This is a genomic window from Pseudomonas sp. TSRC2-2 (assembly GCF_049897785.1).
In the GTDB taxonomy this organism is placed as follows: domain Bacteria; phylum Pseudomonadota; class Gammaproteobacteria; order Pseudomonadales; family Pseudomonadaceae; genus Aquipseudomonas.
Genome location: NZ_JAFCWZ010000001.1, coordinates 454946 through 477835, shown reverse-complemented (window position 1 = coordinate 477835; position 22890 = coordinate 454946). Strand labels below are relative to the sequence as shown.

The 22890-nt window shown below is 62.0% G+C and carries 20 protein-coding genes; 13 read left to right on the top strand and 7 right to left on the bottom strand.

Features of this window, described 5'->3' with window-relative positions; translation table 11 throughout:
* Positions 1-26: 26 nt before the first annotated feature.
* A complete protein-coding gene (locus tag ACP7D9_RS02240; protein WP_426155416.1) occupies positions 27-464 on the bottom strand; it encodes a type II secretion system protein N in 438 nt (145 codons plus the stop codon).
* Between the two features lie 120 nt (positions 465-584).
* On the opposite strand from ACP7D9_RS02240, the gene gspH reads away from it, so the two are divergent.
* Positions 585-1031, top strand: coding sequence for a type II secretion system minor pseudopilin GspH (gene gspH, locus ACP7D9_RS02235; protein ID WP_426155414.1), 447 nt, complete (start codon positions 585-587; stop codon positions 1029-1031).
* Positions 1028-1636 carry a prepilin-type N-terminal cleavage/methylation domain-containing protein gene (locus tag ACP7D9_RS02230; protein WP_426155412.1) on the top strand — a complete coding sequence of 203 codons (609 nt, stop codon included), beginning with the start codon at positions 1028-1030 and terminating at the stop codon, positions 1634-1636. Before gspH ends, ACP7D9_RS02230 begins: the two co-directional genes overlap by 4 nt.
* Positions 1637-1884: 248 nt before the next feature.
* Here ACP7D9_RS02230 and ACP7D9_RS02225 read toward each other — a convergent pair whose 3' ends face one another.
* Genes ACP7D9_RS02225 through ACP7D9_RS02215 form a run of 3 tightly spaced genes read right to left on the bottom strand, consistent with a single transcriptional unit; the run spans position 1885 to position 4126 of the window.
* On the bottom strand, positions 1885-2823 hold the full coding sequence (locus ACP7D9_RS02225; protein WP_426155410.1) for a FecR family protein: 939 nt from the start codon (positions 2821-2823) through the stop codon (positions 1885-1887).
* A gap of 32 nt (positions 2824-2855) precedes the next feature.
* Positions 2856-3407 (bottom strand): RNA polymerase sigma factor, encoded by a 552-nt coding sequence (locus ACP7D9_RS02220; protein WP_426155408.1) that lies wholly within the window; start codon positions 3405-3407, stop codon positions 2856-2858.
* Positions 3404-4126, bottom strand: a complete 723-nt coding sequence (locus ACP7D9_RS02215; RefSeq protein WP_426155591.1) for a secretin and TonB N-terminal domain-containing protein — start codon at positions 4124-4126, stop codon at positions 3404-3406. Before ACP7D9_RS02215 ends, ACP7D9_RS02220 begins: the two co-directional genes overlap by 4 nt.
* 149 nt (positions 4127-4275) lie before the next feature.
* Here ACP7D9_RS02215 and ACP7D9_RS02210 point away from each other — a divergent pair, with 149 nt between their 5' ends.
* Positions 4276-4578 carry a hypothetical protein gene (locus tag ACP7D9_RS02210; RefSeq protein WP_101155017.1) on the top strand — a complete coding sequence of 101 codons (303 nt, stop codon included), beginning with the start codon at positions 4276-4278 and terminating at the stop codon, positions 4576-4578.
* A 131-nt stretch (positions 4579-4709) separates the two neighbouring features.
* Here ACP7D9_RS02210 and ACP7D9_RS02205 read toward each other — a convergent pair whose 3' ends face one another.
* Positions 4710-5150: a carboxymuconolactone decarboxylase family protein gene (locus ACP7D9_RS02205; protein ID WP_101155019.1), complete on the bottom strand. Its 441-nt coding sequence runs from the start codon at positions 5148-5150 to the stop codon at positions 4710-4712.
* Positions 5151-5483: 333 nt separating this feature from the next.
* On the opposite strand from ACP7D9_RS02205, the gene ACP7D9_RS02200 reads away from it, so the two are divergent.
* The 3 genes from ACP7D9_RS02200 (at position 5484) to ACP7D9_RS02190 (ending at position 7945) form a co-directional block, all read left to right on the top strand.
* Complete coding sequence (locus ACP7D9_RS02200) at positions 5484-6917, top strand: PLP-dependent aminotransferase family protein (RefSeq protein WP_426155405.1); 1434 nt, start codon at positions 5484-5486, stop codon at positions 6915-6917.
* A gap of 123 nt (positions 6918-7040) precedes the next feature.
* Positions 7041-7334, top strand: coding sequence for a putative quinol monooxygenase (locus ACP7D9_RS02195; protein WP_101155023.1), 294 nt, complete (start codon positions 7041-7043; stop codon positions 7332-7334).
* Positions 7335-7543: 209 nt separating this feature from the next.
* A complete protein-coding gene (locus ACP7D9_RS02190) occupies positions 7544-7945 on the top strand; it encodes a cupin domain-containing protein (RefSeq protein ID WP_426155403.1) in 402 nt (133 codons plus the stop codon).
* Positions 7946-8274: 329 nt separating this feature from the next.
* On the opposite strand, the gene ACP7D9_RS02185 is transcribed toward ACP7D9_RS02190, so the two are convergent.
* Together ACP7D9_RS02185 and ACP7D9_RS02180 are read right to left on the bottom strand one after the other, a co-directional pair.
* Positions 8275-13170 (bottom strand): NAD-glutamate dehydrogenase, encoded by a 4896-nt coding sequence (locus ACP7D9_RS02185; RefSeq protein ID WP_426155401.1) that lies wholly within the window; start codon positions 13168-13170, stop codon positions 8275-8277.
* Between the two features lie 479 nt (positions 13171-13649).
* A complete protein-coding gene (locus ACP7D9_RS02180) occupies positions 13650-15044 on the bottom strand; it encodes a hypothetical protein (protein WP_426155399.1) in 1395 nt (464 codons plus the stop codon).
* A 292-nt stretch (positions 15045-15336) separates the two neighbouring features.
* Here ACP7D9_RS02180 and ACP7D9_RS02175 point away from each other — a divergent pair, with 292 nt between their 5' ends.
* The 7 genes from ACP7D9_RS02175 (at position 15337) to ACP7D9_RS02145 (ending at position 22874) form a co-directional block, all read left to right on the top strand.
* Positions 15337-15690, top strand: coding sequence for a hypothetical protein (locus ACP7D9_RS02175; protein WP_016774987.1), 354 nt, complete (start codon positions 15337-15339; stop codon positions 15688-15690).
* A gap of 347 nt (positions 15691-16037) precedes the next feature.
* Entirely contained in the window at positions 16038-16997 is a 960-nt protein-coding gene (locus ACP7D9_RS02170) for an AAA family ATPase (RefSeq protein ID WP_007913915.1), read from the top strand.
* A 5-nt stretch (positions 16998-17002) separates the two neighbouring features.
* Positions 17003-17947, top strand: a complete 945-nt coding sequence (locus ACP7D9_RS02165; RefSeq protein WP_426155396.1) for a DUF58 domain-containing protein — start codon at positions 17003-17005, stop codon at positions 17945-17947.
* Positions 17944-18441 (top strand): DUF4381 domain-containing protein, encoded by a 498-nt coding sequence (locus ACP7D9_RS02160; RefSeq protein ID WP_426155394.1) that lies wholly within the window; start codon positions 17944-17946, stop codon positions 18439-18441. Before ACP7D9_RS02165 ends, ACP7D9_RS02160 begins: the two co-directional genes overlap by 4 nt.
* Entirely contained in the window at positions 18434-19513 is a 1080-nt protein-coding gene (locus tag ACP7D9_RS02155) for a vWA domain-containing protein (protein ID WP_101155040.1), read from the top strand. Before ACP7D9_RS02160 ends, ACP7D9_RS02155 begins: the two co-directional genes overlap by 8 nt.
* The gene (locus tag ACP7D9_RS02150; RefSeq protein ID WP_101155042.1) at positions 19510-21246 is read left to right on the top strand and encodes a vWA domain-containing protein; all 1737 of its coding nucleotides are present in this window, start codon (positions 19510-19512) and stop codon (positions 21244-21246) included. The genes ACP7D9_RS02155 and ACP7D9_RS02150 overlap by 4 nt, the downstream gene beginning before the upstream one ends.
* Positions 21243-22874, top strand: coding sequence for a BatD family protein (locus ACP7D9_RS02145; RefSeq protein WP_426155392.1), 1632 nt, complete (start codon positions 21243-21245; stop codon positions 22872-22874). The genes ACP7D9_RS02150 and ACP7D9_RS02145 overlap by 4 nt, the downstream gene beginning before the upstream one ends.
* The last annotated feature ends 16 nt before the right edge of the window (positions 22875-22890 follow it).

The window sequence follows — 22890 nt, the reverse complement described above, 5'->3', positions numbered from 1 at the left end:
CTCGGGGTTGTCCCTATTTCCCCACTCTACAATTCCGGCCGGATCAGCCTCGGCATCTCCACCCCCTCCCCCAACCTCTCAACCCCCAACCTCACCCTCTCCCCACCCCGCTCAATCACCACACCATCCCCCTCAACCCCCACCAACTTCACCCCAACCCCAACCTTCTCCCCCACCAAAAAACTCCTCGGCGCGCCATCGTTCAAACTCAATATCGCCACCGTCCCGCTCCCGCCCGCGATCACTCCACTCACCTTGATATCCACCGGCGCGGTCTCGTTGGAGAACCACTGCAACGCCGGGCTATCACTCCTCGCCGCCAGCACCTGCGGTGTCGCCGCTGGCGTGTGCGATTCCGCCGAGGTCAGCAGCAGCGACGACCACGTCGCGACGCCCACCAGGGCGGCGAGCAGCGCCAAGGCCTGGACGGTTTGCGCCGGGGTAATCCGTGCGGTGAATTTCATGGGTTGTCGCTCCTTGTTGTCCCTGTTGCCAGCCTACGCGGCAATTCTCTCCGTTTTATTTCACATGCCTTACATGTTCGCCGGGCACGATGGGGTGGGACGCCAAGGAGCGCGCGGGTGATGAGCAGGCAGCAAGGTTTTACATTGATCGAGTTGATGGTGGTGCTGGTGATCATCGGGATTGCCAGTGCGGCGATCAGCCTGAGTATCAGGCCCGATCCGTTGCAGTTGTTGCGCAAGGATGCCGAGCGGGTTGCGCAGTTGCTGCAGGTGGCGCAGGCCGAGGCTCGCGCGGATGGGCGGCCGATTGTGTGGGTGGCGGATGCCAAGGGGTTTCGCTTTGGGCGGCGTGGGGATGATGGCGAAGGGTTTGAGTCGTTCAAGGAGGATGCGCAGTTGCGCCCGCGTGCGTGGCAGAGCCCGAAGGTCGAGGTGCGTGTGGAGCCCCGGCAGACGGTGGTGCTGAATGCCGAGTGGATCAATCCGCCGTTGCGGCTGATTTTGTCTGATGGGGCCAATCGGCTGAGTGTGCTGCGCGATGGCACTGGGCGGATCAGTATTCAATGAACACTCAGCAAGGGTTCACTCTGATTGAGGTGATGGTCGCGATACTGCTGATGGCGGTGGTGAGTCTGATTGCCTGGCGCGGGCTGGACAGTGTGACGCGGGCGGACAGCCATTTGCAGGCCAGCAGTGAGCAGAGCGATGGGTTGTTGCGGGTGTTGAATCAGTTGCAGCGCGATGTGGACATGCGCGCCGGGGTGGAGTTGAGCGAGCCGCGCAAGGTTGGGGCTGAGGATGAGGCGCCGACTGCGCCGCCGGCGGTGACGGTGCGTAGCAGTGACAGCAAGGGGTTTCGGCTGGACATTATTCGCAGCGCGGCGGATCAGCCGGGGGCGTTGCAACGGGTTCGGTGGTGGGTCAAGGGCGACACGTTGTATCGGGCGGTGGCTGAGGCGCGCAGTCGCTATCCGTTGCCGGCGCCTGGGAATGGGGTGGCGGTGTTGAGTGAGCTGAGTGATGTGCAGGTGCGGGTTTGGGAGGTGGACAAGGGTTGGCGGCAACTGAGTGGCAATCGGCGGGAGGATCCGTTGGGTTTGGAGATTCGCTTGAGCCGGCAGACGGCGCAGGGGGTTGAGCGGTATCGGCAGGTAATTGGATTGGTGGATTGATATCGGTGGCCACGTAACTTTGTGGGACCGGGCTTGCTCGCGAATGCGGTGGGTCAGTTGAAATTGTGGTTATGGATAGACCGCATTCGCGAGCAAGCCCGCTCCCACAGTGGATAGGTGGTGGGTCAGTGGATTGGTTGTCTGCGAGACCGTCATCGCGAGCAGGCCCGCTCCCACAGCAAGCAGGAGCAAGATCAAGAGATCGCAGCCTTCGGCGGCTCCTACATTGGGATTGCGGTGGGCTTTGGTTAGCTGAGGACGACCACGCCGCCGGGCAGTTCGGTGCATTTGACGCCGTAGGCATCGCGGATCAGCAGGGCGACGCCGGCGAGTTGGTCGAGGTTGAAGCGCGCCTGGACGCGGCGTTGGCCGAGTTCGCGATTAAGCAGCAGGAGCATGCCGGGGCGGTAGCGGTTGATTTCGTCGATCATCTGGCTGAGGGTCGCGCCATTGAACACCAGCACTTGTTGGCGCCAGTTCATCACGGCGGCGGTGTCGACGGTTTGCACGTTGCCGATTTGCCGTGCGTCGTAGGTGACTTGCTGGCCCGCTTCGAGGCGCAGGTTACGGCCGTCGATGGCGACGTCGACCGCGCCGTCGAGGCAGGTCACGCAGACTTGCTGGTCGGTGTTGCGCAGGTTGAAGCGCGCCTGACTGGCGCGCAACCACCCTGCTCCGGCCTGCATCGCCAGCGGCAGGCGTGCGGTTTGCACTTCCACTTCGCCGCTGACCAGTTCAAAACCCTGCACGCCGTTTTCGACGCTGCGCTGGTTGATCCGGGTTTGGGTGTTGAGTTCGAGGCTGACGCCTTGCGCCGGTTCGACCCGGCGCTGCTGGCCGACTTCGGTGATGTAGTCGGCGCCCAGCCCTTCGAAGCCACCGGGAATCGTGCCGCGCACCAGCAGGAATGCGGCGGAGGCGGCAATCGCACCGCCGAGAAATGCCCGTCGACCGAAACTGCGTCGGCCCTGCAGCGCTTCGGCGGCCGGTTGCAGGTGATGCCATAGCCGCTTGGCTTCTTCGAACGCCCGGGCGTGTTCGCCACTCTGCGCGCACCATTCACGCAAGGCGCGGGCGTCGGCGACGGTGGCGCGGCCCGAGGTCAGCAGGATCAGCCAGTCGTGGGCTTCGCTGTGCAGAGACTCGGTGGCCGAAGGCTCGGCGGGTTTCAGTCGAAAGATGTTCAAACGCGCAAATTCTCAACGGATTAATCGGGTCACTATTCGCTAGACGGTTTTCCGGCCCCGCGACCGAACCGCTGAAACACTTTTCTTTCAAGTTTCGCGGCGCAGAAGCCCAACGCGGCTTTGATTTCCTTTTCGACCATGCGCGTGGAAATGCCGAAACGCTGGGAGATTTCCAGGTGTGGCGCCTCTTCCAGCCGCGCGGCGATGAAGATCCGTCGACGCCGTGCGGGCAGTTCGTACAAGGCGCTGAGCAGGGCCTGCATCTCTTTTTGCCCACCGACCACCCGCGCCGGGTCGAGGGCTTCGTCGCCTAGTTGCAGCAGTTCCTCGACTTCGGTGCCGGTGAGCAGACGCGCATCGGCCTGACGGCGGTCGGCGGCGATATTCAGGGCCATGCGATACAGGTAGGCGTTGGGCTTGAGCAGGTTGGGCGGGGTCTCCATGCGATCGACCCGCAGCCAGGTTTCGTGCAGCACGTCGTTGGCCAGGTCCTCGGAGCCGAGGCGGCGGCGCAGGCGCACGCGAAAATCCTCGTAGGAGCTGAGGAACAGCTGGCCCATCAAGCTTTGCCCGGCGTCTTTCATCCCCCGGAAACTCCTTCCCATCTCGTGCATTCCATGCGTTTCCCTGACGACTCCGGTAACAACAGCAACGTGACCGGCTGGCGCAAGGCGCTGGGCGTCGGCCGGTCGATTGTGAGGTTGCGAAAACTTTCCACCAGCGCGTTATCGCGCCGTACATCGCCGGTCGACGTCACCAACCGGTTGTGCTGCACCACGCCGTCGCGCCCGACCCACACCTGTAACACCGCGCGATAACTGCCCGGCCGGGTCAGCGGCGAACGGCACAATTTGCGCTCGATCGCCGCTTGCACGGCCGTCGCATAACTGCGGTTGACTGCGACAGTGGCCGGCGTGGGTTTGTCCGTCGGCACTGGCAGATCTTCCACTTGCGCCGCTTGCAGGGTGAACGCGTCGGCGCGGGCGTAGCGCGCCATCAACCCGGTGCCGCCGAGCAGATGGCGCAAGGCGTCGGCGGCGGTGTATTCACCATCCACGGCGAGGGAGCGTCGGCCCCGGCTCAACTGGCTGTCGACCAGCACTGCAACGCCGGTAGCGCGGCTGTATTGATCCAGCGCCTGGGCGAGCTCCTGTGCCGGGATGTGCAAGGTCAGTCGCATATCCGCCGGCGCCGGGTCAGCACTGGCCGCATTGGCCAGCAGACCGAGCAGCCACCCCAGACCCGCGCGGCGCACAAGCGTCGCCGAGCGCTGAAGACTGATCCGCGAACTGCCTCGCTGCACGACTGGCGCACCCCTGAAAATCGCTATCCTGCGGGGCATTTATGACTCTGGTATGACGGGCGGTGCAAAAAAATCATCACGGGTTTCGCGCCGCGCTTGCACTAGACTCAAACCCAGAGCGGCCCATTCGGGCGGGCCAGGAGGCGGACATGAAAACACGGTGGATGTGGGTCTTGCTGATGACGGTGGGTGCAGCGCAGGCGGAGGAGCCGCTGGGCTGTGTCGAGGTCACGGTCGGCGGTTACAAGGCGCCGAACTACGATTGCCTGAGCCAGCAGATGGGCAACAATCCCGACGGCGCGGCGGCCGCGCAGAAGAACATGGAAGCGTTGAATGTGCCGGTGCACCAGCGCGCGCCGAATCAGGTCGGGCTGGCGACCCCGGCCGCGACCAGTACGCGGATGGGGAATACGTTTGGCACCTCGGTGAAACCGCAGCGGCCGGCGAATTAGGCAAGATCTTTCGATCGTTCCCACGCTCCGCGTGGGAATGCCTCAAGGGACGCTCCGCGTTCCAATGGGACGCAGAGCGTCCCGGGATGCATTCCCACGCGGAGCGTGGGAACGATCAGATCGCAGACAAATCAGTCACTTGGGGTCTGGCGGAAGCTCACGGCCAGGCGATTCCAGCTGTTGATGGTGCTGACCGCAACCGTCAGGTCCACCAGTTCCCCTTCATCAAATTGCTCGCGCGCCTGCTGGTAGACGTCATCCGGCACGTGGCTCTCGGCCAACAGCGTCACCGCCTCGGCCCAGGCCAGCGCGGCCCGTTCGCGGGGGTTGAAGAAGTTGCTGTCGCGCCACACCGCGATCGCGTAAAGGCGCCGATCACTCTCCCCGGCTCGCCGTGCGTCCACCGAATGCATGTCGGTGCAGAACGCGCAGCCGTTGAGTTGCGAGGCGCGGATCCTGATCAGTTGCAGCAGCGGCGCTTCGATACTCAGGTGGCCGGTCAGCGCCTCCATGGCAATCATCGCTTTCATCGCCTTGGGCGACGCGTTGTAGTAATCCAGACGCAAAGACATGGCGCGGCTCTCGGCAGGCGGAATGATGAGTTCACGGTAAGGGCTGTGCGGGCTGTGTTACAGCCCCAATTCCACGAATTGTGGGTACACCACTAAACGTCGACCAAACACGATACCTGTGGGAGCGGGCTTGCTCGCGAAGGCGGTGTGCCAGACAAATCCTGGCTGGCTGACAGACCGCCTTCGCGAGCAAGCCCGCTCCCACAGGAGATTTGTGCCAGTGCGTTGAAGTGTTTATGCCAATTTCGGGTTTTTCGGGTAGGCAACTATTGCCAGTCAAACAACAGCGGTAATCTGGCCGGCACGCCAAATAGCCTCGGGAGCCTTGTCGGTATGGAACTTCATGTCGTGATCAACGGCCGCAAGGATCTCGCCGGTCAGTTGTATCAGCAGCTTCGCGCGGCGATTGAATCCGGGCGGCTGGCGGCGGGTACGCAGTTGCCGCCGAGCCGCTTGCTCGCCGAGCAATTGGGCATCTCGCGCAAGACCATTTCCGACACTTATGCGCAGCTGACCTACGAGAATTTCCTCACCGGGGTGATCGGCAAAGGCACCTACGTCAACGCCCGCCCGGCGCAGGTGCAGCGCAAGCAGAGCCACACCGAACTGGCCAGTGCCGAGGTGATCGAGAGCTGGCGCAACCTGCCGGTATTCCTGCGCCACCCGACGCTGGAAGGTTCGCTGCGCTACGACTTCATCGGCGGCGCCACCAGCAAGGGCCAGTTCCCCCACGACGACTGGCGCCGTTGCGTCGCCCATGCGATGCGGCAGATGGCGCAATCGAAAGGCTTTTACAGCGTTGCTGAGGGTTTGCCGGCGCTACGCAATGCGATTGCCCGGCACATCGCCTTTTCTCGCGGCATCAACTGTCAGGACGAAGACATCGTTGTCTGCAACGGCGCGCAACAGGCACTCGACCTGATTACGCGCGTACTGACCCGCCCCGGCACGCGGGTGGCGATGGAGGATCCAGGTTATCCGCCCGCACGCTTGCTGTTTGGTACGCACGGCGCCGAAGTGGTCGGCGTGCCGGTGGATGCCGAGGGCATTCAGGTCGAGCAGATTCCCGATGACACGCGGCTGATATACGTCACGCCGTCGCACCAGTTTCCGCTGGGCATGGCGATGAGTCAGGCGCGCCGCGAGGCCTTGCTCGCCCGTGCTCATGAGCTGGGTGCGATCATCATCGAGGACGATTACGACAGTGAATTCCGCTACGAAGGCCGGCCCACCGATTCGCTGTACAACCTCGATCAGCGCGGCATCGTCGCCTACGTCGGCACCTTTTCAAAAACCCTGCTGCCGGAGCTGCGCCTGGGTTACGCGATCCTGCCGCCGTCGATCATCGAGGCGGTGATTCGCGCCAAACAGCTCACCGATCTGCACGCCTCGACCCTGCCGCAATGGGCGCTGGCCAAGTTCATCGCAGAGGGCTGCCTGCTCAAGCACATTCGCCGCTGCCATACGATCTACGCGCAACGCCGCGAGCGAATTCTGGAACGCATGGCGACTGACCTCGCGCCATGGCTGCAAGCTGTGCCGGCCAGTGCCGGGTTTCACATGGCGGTGTTGTGCAAGGTGGCGATCGATTTGCCGCTGGTCATTGAGCTGGCAAAAAAGGTCGAGGTCGGCCTGTATGCAATCAGTGGTTTCTACTACCAGCAACCGGCGAAAGAAGGCCTGTACTTCGGCTTCGGCGCCATCGAAACCCTCGACATCGATATTGCTCTGGATCGCCTGCGCGACATCCTCGAACAGCTGTCATGAGCCGTTGGTATAAGGCTTTTACCGCCAATTGGTTATTGGTGATTCATGGTCGCAGGCCTATTCTGCACAGGCGTTATCCCTCAGTGAGCAGGATTCGTCCGGCCTGATTCAGGAGTGTGAGCAATGTCCAGCGAAGTGATCAATACGGTTGAGGTCAAGGCTGCTGCGGGCCGCTCGGAAGAGCTCGGCAAGCAATTGCAGAAAATTGTCGACACCCTGCGCGAAACCCCGGGCTGCGATTCCTACCTGGTCGATCGCTGCCCCGAAGACACCCACCGCTGGACGGTCAGCGCACGCTGGCAATCGGAAGCGGCGATGCAAGCGCATTTCAACCGGCCCGAGGCGCAGGGGTTCATCGACCTGATCGATAGCCGCCTGGCCAATAGCGTGGATTTCAACAGCTTTCCCATCGTCTGAACTGGCCCCTTCGCGAGCAAGCCCGCTCCCACAGTAGAAATGCGCCCGCCCTGTGGGAGCGGGCTTGCTCGCGAAGGCATATTTCGCCACACCGATAATCTTTCTGAAGCCCCGCAATTGGTCACCTGATCTTCTCGGATATTGGCCGTTTGAACCGGCCACATTGCGGCCTACTGTGATCACACCCCAACCATCACAGGTAACCCGCCATGAAAGCCCTGCCCTTCCTCGCCGCTGCCCTCGCCCTCACCCTGTCCGCATCGGCGATGGCGCACGATCCTTCCGAGAAAATCACCGTCTTGCAGGAAAAACTGCTGAAAAACGCCCCCGGCAAGAAAGCCATGATGATCGAGGTCGACTACAAACCCGGCCAGTCTTCGATCGCGCACAAACACGAGGGCACCGCGATGGCTTACGTGCTCGAAGGCGAAGTGATTTCGCAGGTCAAGGGTGAACAGGCGATCACTTACAAGAAGGGCCAGTTCTGGTATGAACCCGCAGGCTCCGAGCATCTGGTGTCGAAAAACGCCAGCTCGACCAAGCCAGCCAAATTGCTGGTGTTCATGGTGCTGGCGCCGGATGAGCAGGTGCTGATCCCGCTGGAAAATTGACGGCCGCCCGATCAGCCATAAACAAAAGGCGCAGATCGAGCATCTGCGGTTACTTTGGACGACCTGCACGGCAATCATGCGAACGTTTATCTAAGAGCTCGAAACGCGGGCATCATCAATAGACAATTACGCACAGCCCCTCACGTCTACACCTACGGCGATGCGCCGGGTGATTCGGTGACTTTCAATCTGGAAATCCTCCAGCGCAACGTGGACTATCCGACTTCGACGCAACCCTACGCTTGACCACGACTGACTTGGTCGATCAATAACAGGTAATAAAAAGCCCCGGCATCTCGCGATACCGGGGCTTTTCATTCAGCCACTACTTACGCCAATTCAAGCGCGGCATTGGCGGTGACCGCAGGCACGATCACTTGACCGCTCAACGCCAGATCCAGCAGTTCACGGTTGGCCACCGCGTACATGGCGTAGTCCGTGCCGCTTGCGGCGCGGATTTCCACCAGCATCGCGCGCCAGCGCTCGATCATGCTTTCGTGCTGGGCCATCCACAGCGCCAGGCGTGCTTCCACGTCCTGAGTGCCGTCGCCCTGCTGCAGGACGGAGATGGTGATCGCCCGTTGCTGCCAGTCGACGTCATCGCGGAACGCTTCACGAGCCAGAGCCTGCCAGTTGTTTTCTACCGGCAGAGCGCTGATCTGTTGCAGATACCAGGTGATGTCCAGCGCAGAGCCGACGGCGAAGTACGCCTTGGCCACTTCGGCCGGATTCTGCCCGGTGACGTCAGCCGCTTCGATGATCGGCAGCAGCGTGTACAGGTGCGAGGTGCCCGCAACCATACGCGCCAGCAATTCCGGCACACCGGCTTCGACGTACGCCTGATAGCGCGACTGCCAGTTCTCGCGGATTTCGCCGCTGAGCAGTTCGTCGAGTTTCAGACCCAGTTCTTTCAGGTGCGGACCGAAATGCGTGACGTCACGGGCAGCGTTCTGCTCGTTGCGACGGGCACGCAGGAACCAGCGCGTGGCACGGCGACCCAGACGCATCAGCTCGTCCATCAGCTCCAGTTGCACGTCGGCGGAGACCTGATAGTCCAGCGCTTCGATCTGACGGAACCAGTGCGGGAGGTGGAAAATGTCGCGCACAATCACATAAGCACCGGCCACGTTCGCCGGGCTCATGCCGGTCGACTCTTTGAGTCGTTGAACGAAGGTGATGCCCATGTGGTTGACCAGATCGTTGGCGATCTGGGTGCTGACGATCTCGCGCTTGAGGCGATGGCGACGCATGGCTTCGGAGAACTTGCTGACCAGGGTCGGCGGGAACGCCGTTTCCATGTCGCGGGTCAGGTAATCGTCGTCCGGCACTTGCGAACCCAGCAACTGCTCTTTGAGGTCGATCTTGCTGTAGGAGATCAGCACGGACAGTTCAGGACGGGTCAGGCCGTGGCCCTCAGCGACGCGCTCGGTCAGTTGCTCTTCGGTCGGCAGGAACTCAATGGCACGGTCCAACTTGCCACGGCCTTCCAGATCGCTCATCAGACGCTTGTACTCAGCGATGCGCGCATACGCACGACGCGCCGCCAGGGACAGGGCCTGAGTCTGCTTGTAGTTGTTGCCCAGCACCAGATTGCCGACTTCGTCGGTCATGCTCGCCAGCAACTGCTTGCGTTGCTTGTCGGTCATGTCACCGGCCTGAACCACTTCGTTCAGCAGGATCTTGATGTTCACTTCGTGGTCGGAGCAGTCCACGCCACCGGCGTTGTCGATGAAGTCGGTGTTGGAACCGCCACCATTGAGACCGAATTCCACACGACCCAGTTGGGTCATGCCGAGGTTACCGCCCTCGCCCACGACTTTGCAGCGCAGCTCGTTGCCGTTGACGCGCAGCGCGTCGTTGGCTTTGTCGCCGACATCGGCGTGGCTTTCGGTGCTGGCCTTGACGTAAGTGCCGATACCGCCGTTCCACAACAGATCCACCGGAGCCTTGAGCAAGGCGTTAAGCAGTTCGGTCGGGGTCAGCTTGTCAGCCTTGATGTCGAAGCGTTCCTTCATTTGCGGCGAGATCGCGATGCTCTTCGCGCTGCGCGAGAAGATCCCGCCACCTTCGGACATGATGCTGGTGTCGTAGTCGGTCCAGGCCGAACGCGGCAGGTCGAACAGACGCTGACGCTCGACGAAGCTGGTCGCCGGGTTCGGGTTCGGGTCGATGAAGATGTGCATGTGGTTGAACGCGGCCACCAGTTGCAGCTTGTCGGACATCAACAGGCCGTTGCCGAACACGTCGCCGGCCATGTCGCCGACGCCCACCACGGTGATGCTGTCTTCCTGAACATTGATGCCGCGCTCGCGGAAGTGGCGCTGTACGCCGACCCACGCGCCCTTGGCGGTGATGCCCATTTTCTTGTGGTCGTAACCGGCCGAACCACCGGACGCAAACGCGTCACCCAGCCAGAAGCCGTAGTCGATGGCGATACCGTTGGCGATGTCGGAGAAGGTTGCAGTGCCCTTGTCCGCCGCGACCACCAGGTACGGGTCATCGTCGTCATGACGCACGACATTGACCGGCGGCACCAATGCGCCGTCCTTCAGGTTGTCGGTGATGTCCAGCAGGCCGGAGATGAAGATGCGGTAGCAGGCGATGCCCTCGGCCGCGATCTCGTCACGGCTGCCACCCAATGGCAGGCGACGCGGCAGGAAGCCGCCCTTCGCACCGACCGGCACGATGACCGAGTTTTTCACTTGCTGGGCTTTTACCAGGCCAAGCACTTCGGTGCGGAAGTCTTCTTCACGGTCGGACCAGCGCAGACCGCCACGAGCGACGTTGCCAAAGCGCAGGTGCACGCCTTCAACGCGTGGCGAGTAGACGAAGATTTCAAACTTCGGCACTGGCTTGGGCAGCTCAGGGATCGCGTGCGGGTTGAACTTGAAGCTGAAGTACGACTTGTTCTGGCCGCTGGCATCAGTCTGATAGAAGTTGGTGCGCAGGGTGGCTTTGATCAGGTCCAGATAACGACGCAGGATGCGGTCTTCGTTGAGCACCTGAACATCGTCCAGTGCGGTCAGAATCGCTTGTTCCAGACGCTGTTGCTTGTCTTCCAGATCATCGCTGCCGAGTTTGCGCGCCAGGTAGAAGCGGGTCTTGAACAACCGGGTCAATTCGCGAGCGATGTCGGTGTGGTTGTTCAAAGTGCTGGCGATGTAACCCAGGTCGAAGCCCAGACGAATCTGCTTCAGGTAACGGGCGTAGGCACGCAGCAGCGCGACGTCGCGCCATGGCAGACCGGCGGTCAGCACCAGACGGTTGAACGCGTCGTTCTCGGCATCGCCACGCACGATGTGCACGAACGCATCCTGCAGGGTGTCGTTGAGTTGCTGGATGTCGAGGTCCAGACCTTCGGCGGCAGTGAAGGCGAAATCGTGAATCCAGAATTCGCGGCCGTTGGTGTGGCGCAGGCGATACGGGAATTCACCCAGCACGCGCAGGCCGAGGTTTTCCAGAATCGGCAGGACGTCGGACAGCGCGAGCGGCGTGTCGGCGTGATACAGCTTGCAATGCAGCTCGCGCTGGCCGGAAACCTGGCCGAGCGGCTGATAGAAGCTCATCACCAACGGATTTTTTTCGTTGAGGCTCAGCAGGTGTTGCATGTCGACCACGGCCGAATGCGCTGCAAAACGCTCGCGGTAACCGGCCGGGAAGCCTTTCGGGAAGTCGGCCAGCACGTTGGTGCCGTGGGCTTCGCCGAAGCTTTCGACGGTCAGGGCAGCGTAGTCGTCCTGCCAGCTGCGGCAGGCCTGGACCACTTCTTTTTCCAGCAGCAACGGGTCGATGTCGAGGCGGTTCTTCGGATCGACGCGCAGGATCAGTTGCACGCGGGCCAGCACGGACTCGGAGAAGAATGTCCAGAATTCGCAGTCGGAGGCCTTCAGGCGCTCCATCAGCACTTGCTGGATCTTCTGGCGCACTTCGGTGGAATAAATGTCGCGCGGCACGTACGCCAGGCAGTAGCAGAAGCGACCGTACGGGTCTTTGCGCAGGAACACGCGGATCTTGTTGCGTTCCTGGATCTGCACGATCGACATCACGGTGGTGAACAGCTCGTCGACCGGGGTCTGGAACAGGTCGTCACGCGGCAGCACTTCGAGGACCTGCGCCAGTTCCTTGCCCAGGTGAGCCTTGGACTGGAAGCCGGAGCGGCGCTCGATTTCTTCGACCTTGCGGCGGATGAACGGGATGACCCGCACGCTCTCGCCGTACACCGAGGAGGTGTAAAGGCCCATGAAACGGTGTTCCTTGATGACTTTGCCGTCAGCATCGATCTCGCGGATCGACACGTAGTCCGGATAAGCCGGACGGTGGACGCGGCTCGGGTGCGCAGCCTTGGCAAACGACAGCAGGGTCGGTTCGCGCAGGTAGGCAACGGCGTAGTCTTCGATGCGCAGGTCTTCGTAGGTCAGGCCGGTACGCAGCAGTTTGGTCAGGCCGAGGAAGGAGCTCTGGTCGTATTCGATGTGGCCGCCATCGGCCTGATCGGTGACCACGAACTCTTCGTAGCCGAGGAAGGTGAAGTGGTTGCCCACCAGCCATTCCAGAAAACTTTTGATTTCGTTCTTTTCGTCGGCATCGACCGGGTAGGCGCTGTTGTCGAGCTGGGTGAGGATGTCCTGCACCTTGGCTTTCATTGGCTCGAAATCAGCGACGGCGACGCGCACTTCACCGAGCACTTGCTCCAGCTCTTTGCTCAGCACATTCAGCTCGGCCGCGTTGGCGCAGCGGTCGATTTCCAGGTACATCAGCGATTCGTGCAGCACGCCTTCGCCGGTGCTGCCTTTTGGCAGGATTTCCAGCAATTCACCCTTGCTGCCACGACGCACGCTGAGCACGGTGGTTTGCAGGGTGTGAATGCTGTAGCCGCGACGGTTCAGCTCGGTACGCACCGAGTCGACCAGAAATGGCAGGTCGTGGTGCAGCACTTCGACCGCGGTGTGGGTCGACTGCCAGCCGTGGCGTTCGTAATCGGGGTTGTAGACACGCACTTGCGGTTGCGCGTGATCGAAGCGCTCAAGCAGGCGCCACGCAGAGAGAGTACAGCCAGCGAGGTCGGAGAGGCGACGTTGAGTCAGCTCGTCCAGGGAAATGATGCCGAAGAATTGTTCAGCGAACAGCGCCACTTGTGGCAGTGCCTGTTCACTGATGTGCTGCGCCAGTGCCGCTTGCAGTTGGTGCTGGAAGTCGGCTTTGCTGGCTGCGGTGAAGAACGCCATCTGTGGTACTCCGCTTAAGCTTGTTATTGATGGAAAGCGTCGCGTGCAACACCCCTTTCGGGGTTGGTGTCGCCCTGTTCCTGATTCTCGGGCAGAGGAAACAGGGAGACAGGTGGGTGAAGCTGGACGGGACACTCAGGTCACATTCACCTTCCATGAATGAGCATCTGCAAAAGCGACTGCCAACGACGCTGACAATGCCTTTACGGGTGCTCATCCGTTGCGCAGCTTAATGGGTGCGACAATGTGTCTGCTTGCGGTGCTGCGACATATTCGGTCATTGGCACGTAAATGCAGGGTTTGGCCTGCATCAACACTAGCAGGCGTGAGCTGAAATGCAGGTTCGAAACCCCGGTTTCACGGGACTGTCGTGCCAGGTCGGTCGCCAAGCACGTTACATACGCCGAAACGAAAACGCCCAAGGCCCTTTAATCGACCCTGAGCGTGGCATCCGGTTCAGCGCAGGCGGTTGACGCGGATCAGTCCGGCAGTTCCTCAAAGGCTCGGAATTTGCTCACCGTGGCGCAGTCGTAGCACATCGTCTGCAGGATCTGCTTGTCCATGCTGGCGTCGATGTTGCTCGAATCGCATTCGCGGCAAAACAGGCGCAGGTGGCTGAGCAAGTCGCTGTCGAACGCTACGGCGGAGAAAAATTGCGGGACCAGCTCGTCACGCCAGTACATGCCCGGCGATTTGGAAAATCCGGCGCCGCTGTCCTTGAGTACCACGTCGTATAGCAGCCGCTGCAAGGCCGTTTGCGGCACCCGCGCATCGCGAGGCGCATTCTTGCGCCAGTTGCGCGCAAGCGCGTCCTGCGCCGTGCCCAGCATATTGCGCGGAATGGTGTTGGAGGCATGACTGCGCCCTTTGGAGTTGCCAGTGGCGTAGAAGTGCGCGGCGTTGCGCACCGCCAATCGGGCGAAGTAATACAGCTGACTCACCGAGAAGTCCTGCAGCAACTGCCCGACCACCTCCGAGGCACGGGCTTCGGCCGTGAAGGCAAAATCCACTTCGCCGGCCAGCACACGAATGTATTGAATCGACTCCTCGCGGGCGAGACTGAAGACCAGCGAATAGATTTCGCTCTTCCAGACGGCTTTTACGCTGCCCGACAACTCCTGATACAGCGCCCGATACAAACTCTCGCGGCTGCTGCGCGCCACGCCGTCGAGCGTGACGCTGGGCAACCAGCGCACCGCGCTGTACTCGCGGATATTGCAGCCCTCGCTGCGATCGAAGGCGTTGATGTCGGAATCGGTGGAGACTGCCAGCACCCCGGTTTCGTGCAGACTTTTGATCAACTCTTCTCGAGCCTCATCAGTCAGGGCAAGCAGCTCCTGCCTGGATGGCGTATTCAAGGGGGCAATCCATTCGACGTTTGCGCCATGACCGTCATCCAGCAAGGCGAGCAGCGTCAACTTCTGCACAAACCCCAGGTTTGCGTAAGGCACTGCCGGAGATCGCGCGCCATAGCGAGCCTCCAGCTCCAGGCGGTCCCGTGCTGCCCGTGCGGCCACTTGCTGCTGGCGCACCGTAAAACATTCTTTGCAGTCACAGGTTGTGCGGCGGCGATTGGCGCCGGGAACACAGTGCAAATGTTCACAGCGCACGCACTTGAACGGACTGCGCAGCGAGAGCGAACTCCCTCTGGCGTGCCGAGGTATCCACATCGGCAGTTCGCAGTATGGACAAGTGAGGTCTGCACTGACGATCGGTGGCAGAACTTTAAGCAGACTGCGGACTGTCGAAGGAATCCGGAACTCGGCCATCAGTGCGGCGGTTTTTTCGCCTTCGAGATAGCGCTTATAGATCTCTTCGATCTGTTCATCCGAGAGATGACGGATTTCTTCGGCGCGTTGGAAATACTGAGTCATCGCAAAGGTCCTTTTTATGAATTGTCGTAACGCACTCCCTTGCGCAAGAGCGGCGAACTTAACGGCAACCTGGCGGCTATCACAAGCAATAATCGCCAAAACGGCCTTATTTGTAGCGATCATTAATATCCCTACACTGGCGTCCGACCTTTCCTTCTGGTAACCCGGAAGTGAATGACGGAAATTTCCTGCTTTGCCAATTTCTGAAATGAGAAGGCAGCGCAAACACGCGCAGACTGGCAAAATCGCGCCTACGAACAGATCCACTGCCGCCACTGCCCAGGAATTCCCCATGCAAATGACCACCGCCCTACTGATCGTCAACCCGTGCGACGACGAAGAAGACAACATGGCCATGCTCTGCTGCCACAGCGACAAGGGCGAGATGTTCCTGATGAGCCGTTATCCGGATGAGGATGAGCTGGAGATCACCCTGGATGGCGAGCCTTCCACGCTTGACGGGGTCAAGGTCACGCTGACGTCGAAACTGCTGAAGATCGAGATTGCTGCTGCGGATGCCGATGCGTTGAATGGGGATGATGTGCTGGAGATCAGTTTTAATCCGGACATGGTGGATATGGATGAGGTTGTTGAGACTTTGAAGAATATTCTCGATGGGACCGGGACCTTTATCAGCGAGGTTTGATGGGGCCTGGAAGGGCCCTATCGCTGGCAAGCCAGCTCCCACAGGGACCGATGCGCTGCACCAATCGCATGCACTGCACCGAAACCTGTGGGAGCTGGCTTGCCAGCGATAGGGCCGGCACTGGCGCCGCTACAATTTCCTGCTTTGCGAAAGATCAAAAGATCGCAGCCTTCGGCAGCTCCTACAGGTGATTGCATTCCAATCACGGAGCGGCACAAGACGGCGATCTTTTGCGCTTTTCTACAAAATGCCGTTAGTCGCCGCCCCCCACGATGGATTAAAGTAACGCCCCCAGCCCCGGCGTTATCCGAACGCCCCGGCCACCCCCTTTCCAGGAACAGTCACCGATGGAACATCGTGAAGCGCTGCTGGCGCTGCGAACCTTTCTTTCAACGCAGATTCTCGGCCAGGAAAAACTCATCGAGCGCTTGCTCATCGCCCTGCTTGCCGACGGTCATATGCTGGTCGAGGGCGCTCCCGGTCTGGCCAAGACCAAAGCGATCAAAGAACTCGCCGAGGGCATCGAAGCCCAGTTCCATCGTATTCAGTTCACCCCCGACCTGCTGCCGGCCGACATCACCGGCACCGAAATCTACCGTCCGGAAACCGGCAGTTTCGTCTTCCAGCAAGGGCCGATCTTCCACAACCTGGTGCTGGCCGACGAAATCAACCGTGCGCCGGCCAAGGTGCAATCGGCCTTGCTCGAAGCGATGGCCGAGCGTCAGGTCAGCGTCGGGCGCAGCACCTATGAGCTGTCGCCGCTGTTTCTGGTGATGGCCACGCAAAACCCGATCGAACAGGAAGGCACCTATCCGCTGCCGGAAGCCCAGCTCGATCGTTTCCTCATGCACGTCAAGATCGGCTTCCCCGACGCTGCCGTCGAACGGCGCATCCTGCAACAGGCCCGTGGCGAGGCGTTGAACGGCGAGACCAAGCCTGAGCGACGGGTCAGCCAGCAGGCGATCTTCGCCGCACGCAAGGAAATCCTCGGTTTGTACATGGCCGACGCCGTGGAGGAATACCTGGTGCAGCTGGTCATGGCCACGCGCAACCCGGCCAAGTTTGATCCGGAAATGGCCGAATGGATCGCCTACGGCGCCAGTCCGCGCGGCTCGATCGCCCTTGATCGCTGTGCCCGCGCGCATGCCTGGCTGGCCGGTCGCGATTTCGTCAGCCCGGAAGACATTCAGGCTGTGCTGTTCGACGTGTTGCGCCACCGCATCATCCTGTCGTTCGAAGCCGAAGCCGCGGGCATCGATCAGGACCGCGTGGTGCAGCGGATTCTCGACGTCGTCGCCGTCGCTTGACCCCCATGAACGCCGCCCTGCCCTCCGAACCCGGTATCCGCATCAGCCTCGCCGAGCTGATCGAGATGCGTCACCGCGTGCGCGAGGTGCAGCTGTTTTCCACGCCGAGTCAGCGCAGCCCGCTGATCGGCCTGCATCACTCGAAATTCCGTGGCCGTGGCGTCGACTTCGACCAAGTGCGGGTGTATCAGGCCGGTGACGACGTGCGGACCATCGACTGGCGCGTCACTGCGCGCACGCAGGAGCCGCACACCAAGCTGTTCCATGAAGAACGCGAGCGACCGATTTTCATCATGGTCGAGCAAAGCACGCGACTGTTTTTCGGCTCGGGGCTGATGTTCAAATCGGTGTTGGCGGCGCAGGTGGCAGCGTTGATTGGCTGGGCGGCACTGGGGCACAACGATCGCGTCGGCGGGCTGGTGTTCGGCGACAACGAGCACTACGAAATCAAGCCTCGGCGCAGCAAGCAGAGCCTGCTGCAATTGCTCAACCGCCTGGTCAAGGTCAATCAATCGCTGCACAGCGAGCGCGAGCCGGATCGCGATGCTTTCGGCGTGGCCCTGCGCCGCGCGCGGGAAGTGCTGCGGCCGGGCAGTCTGGCCATCGTCATTTGCGACGAACGCGCGTTGTCCGACAGCGCCGAACAGCAATTGAGTTTGCTGGCGCGGCATTGCGATCTGCTGATGTTGCCGCTGTCCGATCCGCTCGATCATGCGCTGCCCGCCGCTGGCCTGCTGCGCTTCGCAGAGCGCGGCGCGCAGCTGGAAATCGACACGCTGAATTTCGACCTGCGCCAGACTTACCGAGCACAAGCCGAAACGCGCATTGCTCGTTGGGAATTGCTCGCGCAAAAGCTGCGGGTGTTGCTGATGCCGTTGAGCACGCAAAGCGAAATGGTCGAGCAGATGCGCGAGTTCCTGAACCCGCAGCGTCCGGGGAAAGGTCGATGAACGGCCTCGACCACCTGCAACCGCTGATCTCGCCGCCGCCGATCGCCTTCTGGCCGCCGGCGCCGGGCTGGTGGCTGCTGCTTTTGCTGTTACCGCTGCTGGGTTTCGCCGTGTGGAAGCTGCGGCGTTTCATTCCGATGAAGAAACGCCCGGTCGCTCGCGCTGAACAACCGCTGGACCCGGTGCGCATCGCCGCGCTCGCCGAACTGGCGCAAATGCCCAAGCCTTACGACGGCGCTCCGGCCGGCGCCTGGCTGCAACAACTCAACGGCCTGCTCAAACGCCTGTGCCGCAACCACTATCCGTACAGCCAGAGCCACACCCTCAACGGGCGCAAATGGCTGGCCTTCCTCGATAACCGCTGCCCGGCCGCCGGCCTGACGCGCTGGATGGTGCTGGTCGAAGGTGCGTACAAACCGGAATGCAAACTCGATGACAAAGCCATCGCCGGCCTGACCCAGGCAGTCGATACGTGGATTCGCAAACATGTTTGAGTTCGCCTGGCCGTGGATCTTCGTACTGTTGCCGCTGCCGTGGTTGATGCGTCTTGTCCTGCCGGTGGCCGACAGCGGCGAGCCGGCACTGAAAGTCAGTTTCCTCGCCGACCTCGAAGGCCTCGCCCGCCGCCGCGCCCGCGCCAACTTGCCGGCCTGGCGGCAGCAGGCGCCGTTCATCCTGCTGTGGCTGATTCTGTTGATCGCCGCCGCCCGCCCGCAATGGCTCGGTGAACCGCTGCCGATCGCCGCCAGTGGCCGCGATTTGCTGGTGGCGGTGGACGTTTCCGGATCAATGGATTTTCCCGACATGCAATGGCAGGACGAAGAAGTCAGTCGCCTGTCGCTGGTGCAGCACTTGCTCGGCGATTTCCTTGAAAGCCGCGACGGCGACCGCGTGGGTTTGATCCTGTTTGGCAGTCAGGCCTACCTGCAAGCGCCGCTGACCTTTGACCGGCGCACCGTGCGCGTGTGGCTGGACGAAGCGCGGATCGGCATTGCCGGCAAGAACACTGCAATTGGCGATGCCATCGGCCTGGCCTTGAAACGCCTGCGTCTGCGTCCGGCGCAAAGTCGCGTGCTGATTCTGGTCACCGACGGCGCCAACAACGGCGGCGAAATCAATCCGCTGACCGCCGCAAAGCTCGCGGCCAGCGAAGGCGTGAGAATCTATCCGATCGGCATCGGCGCCAATCCCGAGGACAGCGGTTCGACCGGCCTGCTCGGGGTCAATCCGAGCCTTGATCTGGATGAACCCGCGCTCAAGGCCATCGCCGAAATCACCGGCGGCCAGTACTTCCGCGCCCATGACGGCAAAGAGCTGCAAGCGATCAAGGACACCCTCGATCAGCTCGAGCCGGTGACCCAGCAACCGACGCAGGCACGCCCGGCGCAAGCCTTGTATCACTGGCCTCTGGCGTTGGCACTGTGGTTGAGCCTGTTGCTGGTCGTCCGCGAGTTGTGGCCGGACAACCCGCTGCACCGCCTGTTTACCAAGCGACTGTATTTGCAAAGCCCGCTGCCGGACTGGCGTGAGCGCCTGCAGCGTTTGCGCCTGCGGAGGCGCCGATGATCGCGCTCTGGCCGCACTGGTTCCGTCCTTGGTGGCTGTTGCTGTTGCCGCTGCTCGGCTGGCTGCTCTGGCAACTCTGGCACCGACAGAAACGCGCCGGTCGCTGGCAGATGATACTGCCGCCGGCATTCCATGCGGCATTGCTCAGTGGCGGCAGCGGGCGCCAGAGCAAACTGCCGTGGATCGCCCTTGGCGTGGCGTGGTTGCTGACCATTCTGGCCTTGCTCGGGCCGAGCTGGGAGCGCGTCGAGCAGACCAGCCAGAAACCCGCCGATCCGCTGGTGGTGCTGCTCGAACTGACGCCAGAAATGCTCGCCACCGACTCACCACCGACACGTCTGGAACAGGCGCGGCGCAAGCTCTTCGACCTGTTGCAGGCGCGCAGCGATGCGCAGACCGCCATCGTCGTCTATGCCGGCAGCGCGCACACGCTGGTGCCGCTGTCGGATGACTTGGCCACGAGCCGCAATCTGCTCGATGCGCTCAAGCCGTCGCTGATGCCGCAAAGCGGCCACCGCGCCGATCTGGCGGTGAGCAAGGCTCTGGACTTGCTCAAGCAAGGGGCACTGGGTCAGGGGCGGATTCTGTTGATCGGTTCGTCGCTCAATGAAGAAGAACGGCGCGGTATTCGCCGCGCGCTCAATGGCGAGTCGACGCAACTGCTGATGCTCGGCATCGGTACCGCCGAAGGTGCGCCGATTGCCCAGGAGGACGGCAGTTTCCTCAAGGACGAGCAAGGCGCGATCCGCGTGCCGCAACTCGACAGCCCGGGCCTGGCGACTTTCCTCAATAGTGTGGGCGGCGAGTATCACCCGGCGCGACTCGACGAGGCTGATCTCGGTGCCCTTGGCCTGCTCAACGGCCCGCGCAGCCTGCGCGACGACGGCCAGACCGTGCGCCTCGACACGTGGGCCGATCAGGGTTACTGGCTGCTGTTGCCGCTGCTGTTGCTCGCTGCTTGTGCCGGACGTCGCGGCTGGCTGTTCTGCCTGCCGCTGCTGTGGTGCCTGCCGCAACCGAGCTACGCTTTGGACTTCGAAGACTTGTGGTTGCGCCCCGACCAGCAGGGTTTGCACCTGCTCAAGCAGAAACGCCCGGCTGAAGCTGCGCAGCATTTCGAAGATCATCAGTGGCAAGGGGTGGCGTTGTACGAGGCCGGCGACTACAGTGGCGCCGCTCAGCGCTTCGCCGAGGGCAGCGATGCCCGCGCCCACTACAATCGTGGCAATGCTCTGGCAAAAAGCGGTGAGCTGGAAGCAGCAATCGACGCCTATGACCAAGCATTGGAACTGCAACCGGATCTGCGTCCGGCGCAGACCAACAAGGCGCTGGTGGAAAACCTGCTGAAGCAGAAAACCGCCCCGCCGCCGCCCGAGCCGGACAACCAGCCGAACGAACAAAGTCTGCCCGGCGATGAGCCTTCGCCTGCCACCGCGCCCCCTCCGGCGGTGAGCAGCGAAACCCAAAGCGAGGCGCAACCGGGCGAATCCGCCAGCGAACCGCCACCCACCGCCCCGCCGCTGCCAGGCCCCAACGAAATACCCGGCAGCACCGAGGAAGAGGAAACCGACACGGTGCCGACCCTGCGCCCGAGCGAGAACAACCTCGAAGGCGAGCAGCGTCAGGCGCTCGAGCAATGGCTGGGCAAGATCCCGGACGACCCGGGCGAACTGCTCAGGCGCAAATTCTGGTACGAACAGCAACAACATCAGGATCAGGAAAACAATCGATGACCCGCTTCACCGCTCTCTTGCTGCCCCTGCTGATCTGCACGGCTTCCGCTCAGGCGGCCGAGCTGACCGCCAGCGTGGATCGCAGTCGCCTGAACTCCGGCGAGACGGTCGAGCTCACTCTCGAAACTGACGACGTCACCCAGTTCGGCAAGCCCGATCTGTCGGCGCTGCAAGCGCTGTTCGAAGTGCGCGGCACGCGCCAGGTCAACCAGCTCAACACCCTCAACGGCGACAACCGCGCGACCACTCGCTGGATCATCACCCTGCTGCCGAAAGAAAACGGCAGCGTAGTGATTCCGCCGCTGCAACTGGGCGAAGCGCAGAGCGAGCCGATCACCGTGCAGGTGATCGCCAGCGACAACCGCGAAGACAAAAACAGCCTCGATCCGGTGTTCATCGAAGCCAGCCTCGATCAGACCAGCGTCTATGTGCAGGCCCAGGCCATCCTGACTTTGCGCATTTATCACTCGGTTTCGCTCTACGACGACAGCAGCCTGAGCCCGCTGCAAATCACTGATGCGCGCATCGAACAGCTCGGCGACACGCGCACCTACGAGAAAGACATCAACGGTCTGCGCCACGGCGTAATCGAGATGCGCTACGCGATCTATCCGCAACACAGCGGCCTGCTGATGATCGCCCCGCAGACGTTCAGCGCCACGCTGGTCGATACCGCGCCATCGGCAGACGCCTCGGGGCCCAAGCCCGGTAAATTGATGCGCGTGAGCTCGGCGTCGATTCCGCTGACGGTCAAACCGAAACCGCTGACTTACCCGGTTGATGCACCCTGGCTGCCAGCGCGCAGCCTCAGCCTCAGCGAAAGCTGGAGCCCGGAACCGGACCACATTCAGGTCGGCGATTCCCTGACCCGCAGCCTGACCCTGAAAGTCGAAGGCCTCGCCAGCTCGCAACTCCCCGCCCTGCCCGCCACCGACGTCAACGGCCTGCGCCGCTACCCCGACCAACCGGTGCTGAGCAACCAGAGCAGCGACCGCGGCATCATCGGCAGCCGCGAGGAGCGCGAAGCCCTGGTACCGAGCCGCAGCGGCGCGATCGACCTGCCGACTGTCGACGTGGTCTGGTGGAACACCTTCGAAGACCACCTCGAACACAGCAGCCTGCCCGCTCGCACCCTGCAAGTGGCGAACAACCCCAGCCTGCAAATCGACACCCCGGCCGGCACCCTGCAACCGAGCACGCCCGACAACGACACCCTGTGGTGGTGGAAACTGAGCACTTTGATCCTCGCCTGCACCACCCTCACCGGCTTCGGCCTCTGGTGGCGCGCCCGCTGGCAACCGGCAATCCACCGCGCCGCCCAGACCGGCCCGAGCCCACGCACCCTGCTCGACGACATCAAACGCGCCAGCCAGGCCAACGACCCGCATGCCACCCGCCAGGCACTGGACGCCTGGGCGCGGCAACAACCGGAGACGCTGGCAGACATGGCCGCGCGGTTTGTGCCGCTGTCGGATGCGTTGGACGGGCTGAACGGCGCGCTGTACAGCGAGACCGGGCAGCATTGGCAGGGTGAGGATTTGTGGCGGGCGATTCGCACTATTCCGGCGGCGGAACGAGTGCAGGACCCGGTGAGTGAAAGTGGGTTGCCGCCGCTTTATCCCAAGTAAAAGCAAAAGATCGCAG

Excerpts from the sequence above, each read along its gene's own strand:
- ACP7D9_RS02145 (WP_426155392.1), top strand. The coding sequence starts at position 21,243 with ATGACCCGCTTCACCGCTCTCTTGCTGCCCCTGCTGATCTGCACGGCT.
- ACP7D9_RS02190 (WP_426155403.1), top strand. The coding sequence starts at position 7,544 with ATGAAAGCCCTGCCCTTCCTCGCCGCTGCCCTCGCCCTCACCCTGTCC.
- ACP7D9_RS02230 (WP_426155412.1), top strand. The coding sequence starts at position 1,028 with ATGAACACTCAGCAAGGGTTCACTCTGATTGAGGTGATGGTCGCGATA.
- ACP7D9_RS02210 (WP_101155017.1), top strand. The coding sequence starts at position 4,276 with ATGAAAACACGGTGGATGTGGGTCTTGCTGATGACGGTGGGTGCAGCG.
- ACP7D9_RS02175 (WP_016774987.1), top strand. The coding sequence starts at position 15,337 with ATGCAAATGACCACCGCCCTACTGATCGTCAACCCGTGCGACGACGAA.
- ACP7D9_RS02240 (WP_426155416.1), bottom strand. The coding sequence starts at position 464 with ATGAAATTCACCGCACGGATTACCCCGGCGCAAACCGTCCAGGCCTTG.
- ACP7D9_RS02205 (WP_101155019.1), bottom strand. The coding sequence starts at position 5,150 with ATGTCTTTGCGTCTGGATTACTACAACGCGTCGCCCAAGGCGATGAAA.
- ACP7D9_RS02180 (WP_426155399.1), bottom strand. The coding sequence starts at position 15,044 with ATGACTCAGTATTTCCAACGCGCCGAAGAAATCCGTCATCTCTCGGAT.
- ACP7D9_RS02165 (WP_426155396.1), top strand. The coding sequence starts at position 17,003 with ATGAACGCCGCCCTGCCCTCCGAACCCGGTATCCGCATCAGCCTCGCC.
- ACP7D9_RS02160 (WP_426155394.1), top strand. The coding sequence starts at position 17,944 with ATGAACGGCCTCGACCACCTGCAACCGCTGATCTCGCCGCCGCCGATC.
- ACP7D9_RS02185 (WP_426155401.1), bottom strand. The coding sequence starts at position 13,170 with ATGGCGTTCTTCACCGCAGCCAGCAAAGCCGACTTCCAGCACCAACTG.
- ACP7D9_RS02170 (WP_007913915.1), top strand. The coding sequence starts at position 16,038 with ATGGAACATCGTGAAGCGCTGCTGGCGCTGCGAACCTTTCTTTCAACG.
- ACP7D9_RS02220 (WP_426155408.1), bottom strand. The coding sequence starts at position 3,407 with ATGAAAGACGCCGGGCAAAGCTTGATGGGCCAGCTGTTCCTCAGCTCC.
- ACP7D9_RS02155 (WP_101155040.1), top strand. The coding sequence starts at position 18,434 with ATGTTTGAGTTCGCCTGGCCGTGGATCTTCGTACTGTTGCCGCTGCCG.
- ACP7D9_RS02200 (WP_426155405.1), top strand. The coding sequence starts at position 5,484 with ATGGAACTTCATGTCGTGATCAACGGCCGCAAGGATCTCGCCGGTCAG.
- ACP7D9_RS02150 (WP_101155042.1), top strand. The coding sequence starts at position 19,510 with ATGATCGCGCTCTGGCCGCACTGGTTCCGTCCTTGGTGGCTGTTGCTG.
- gspH (WP_426155414.1), top strand. The coding sequence starts at position 585 with ATGAGCAGGCAGCAAGGTTTTACATTGATCGAGTTGATGGTGGTGCTG.
- ACP7D9_RS02195 (WP_101155023.1), top strand. The coding sequence starts at position 7,041 with ATGTCCAGCGAAGTGATCAATACGGTTGAGGTCAAGGCTGCTGCGGGC.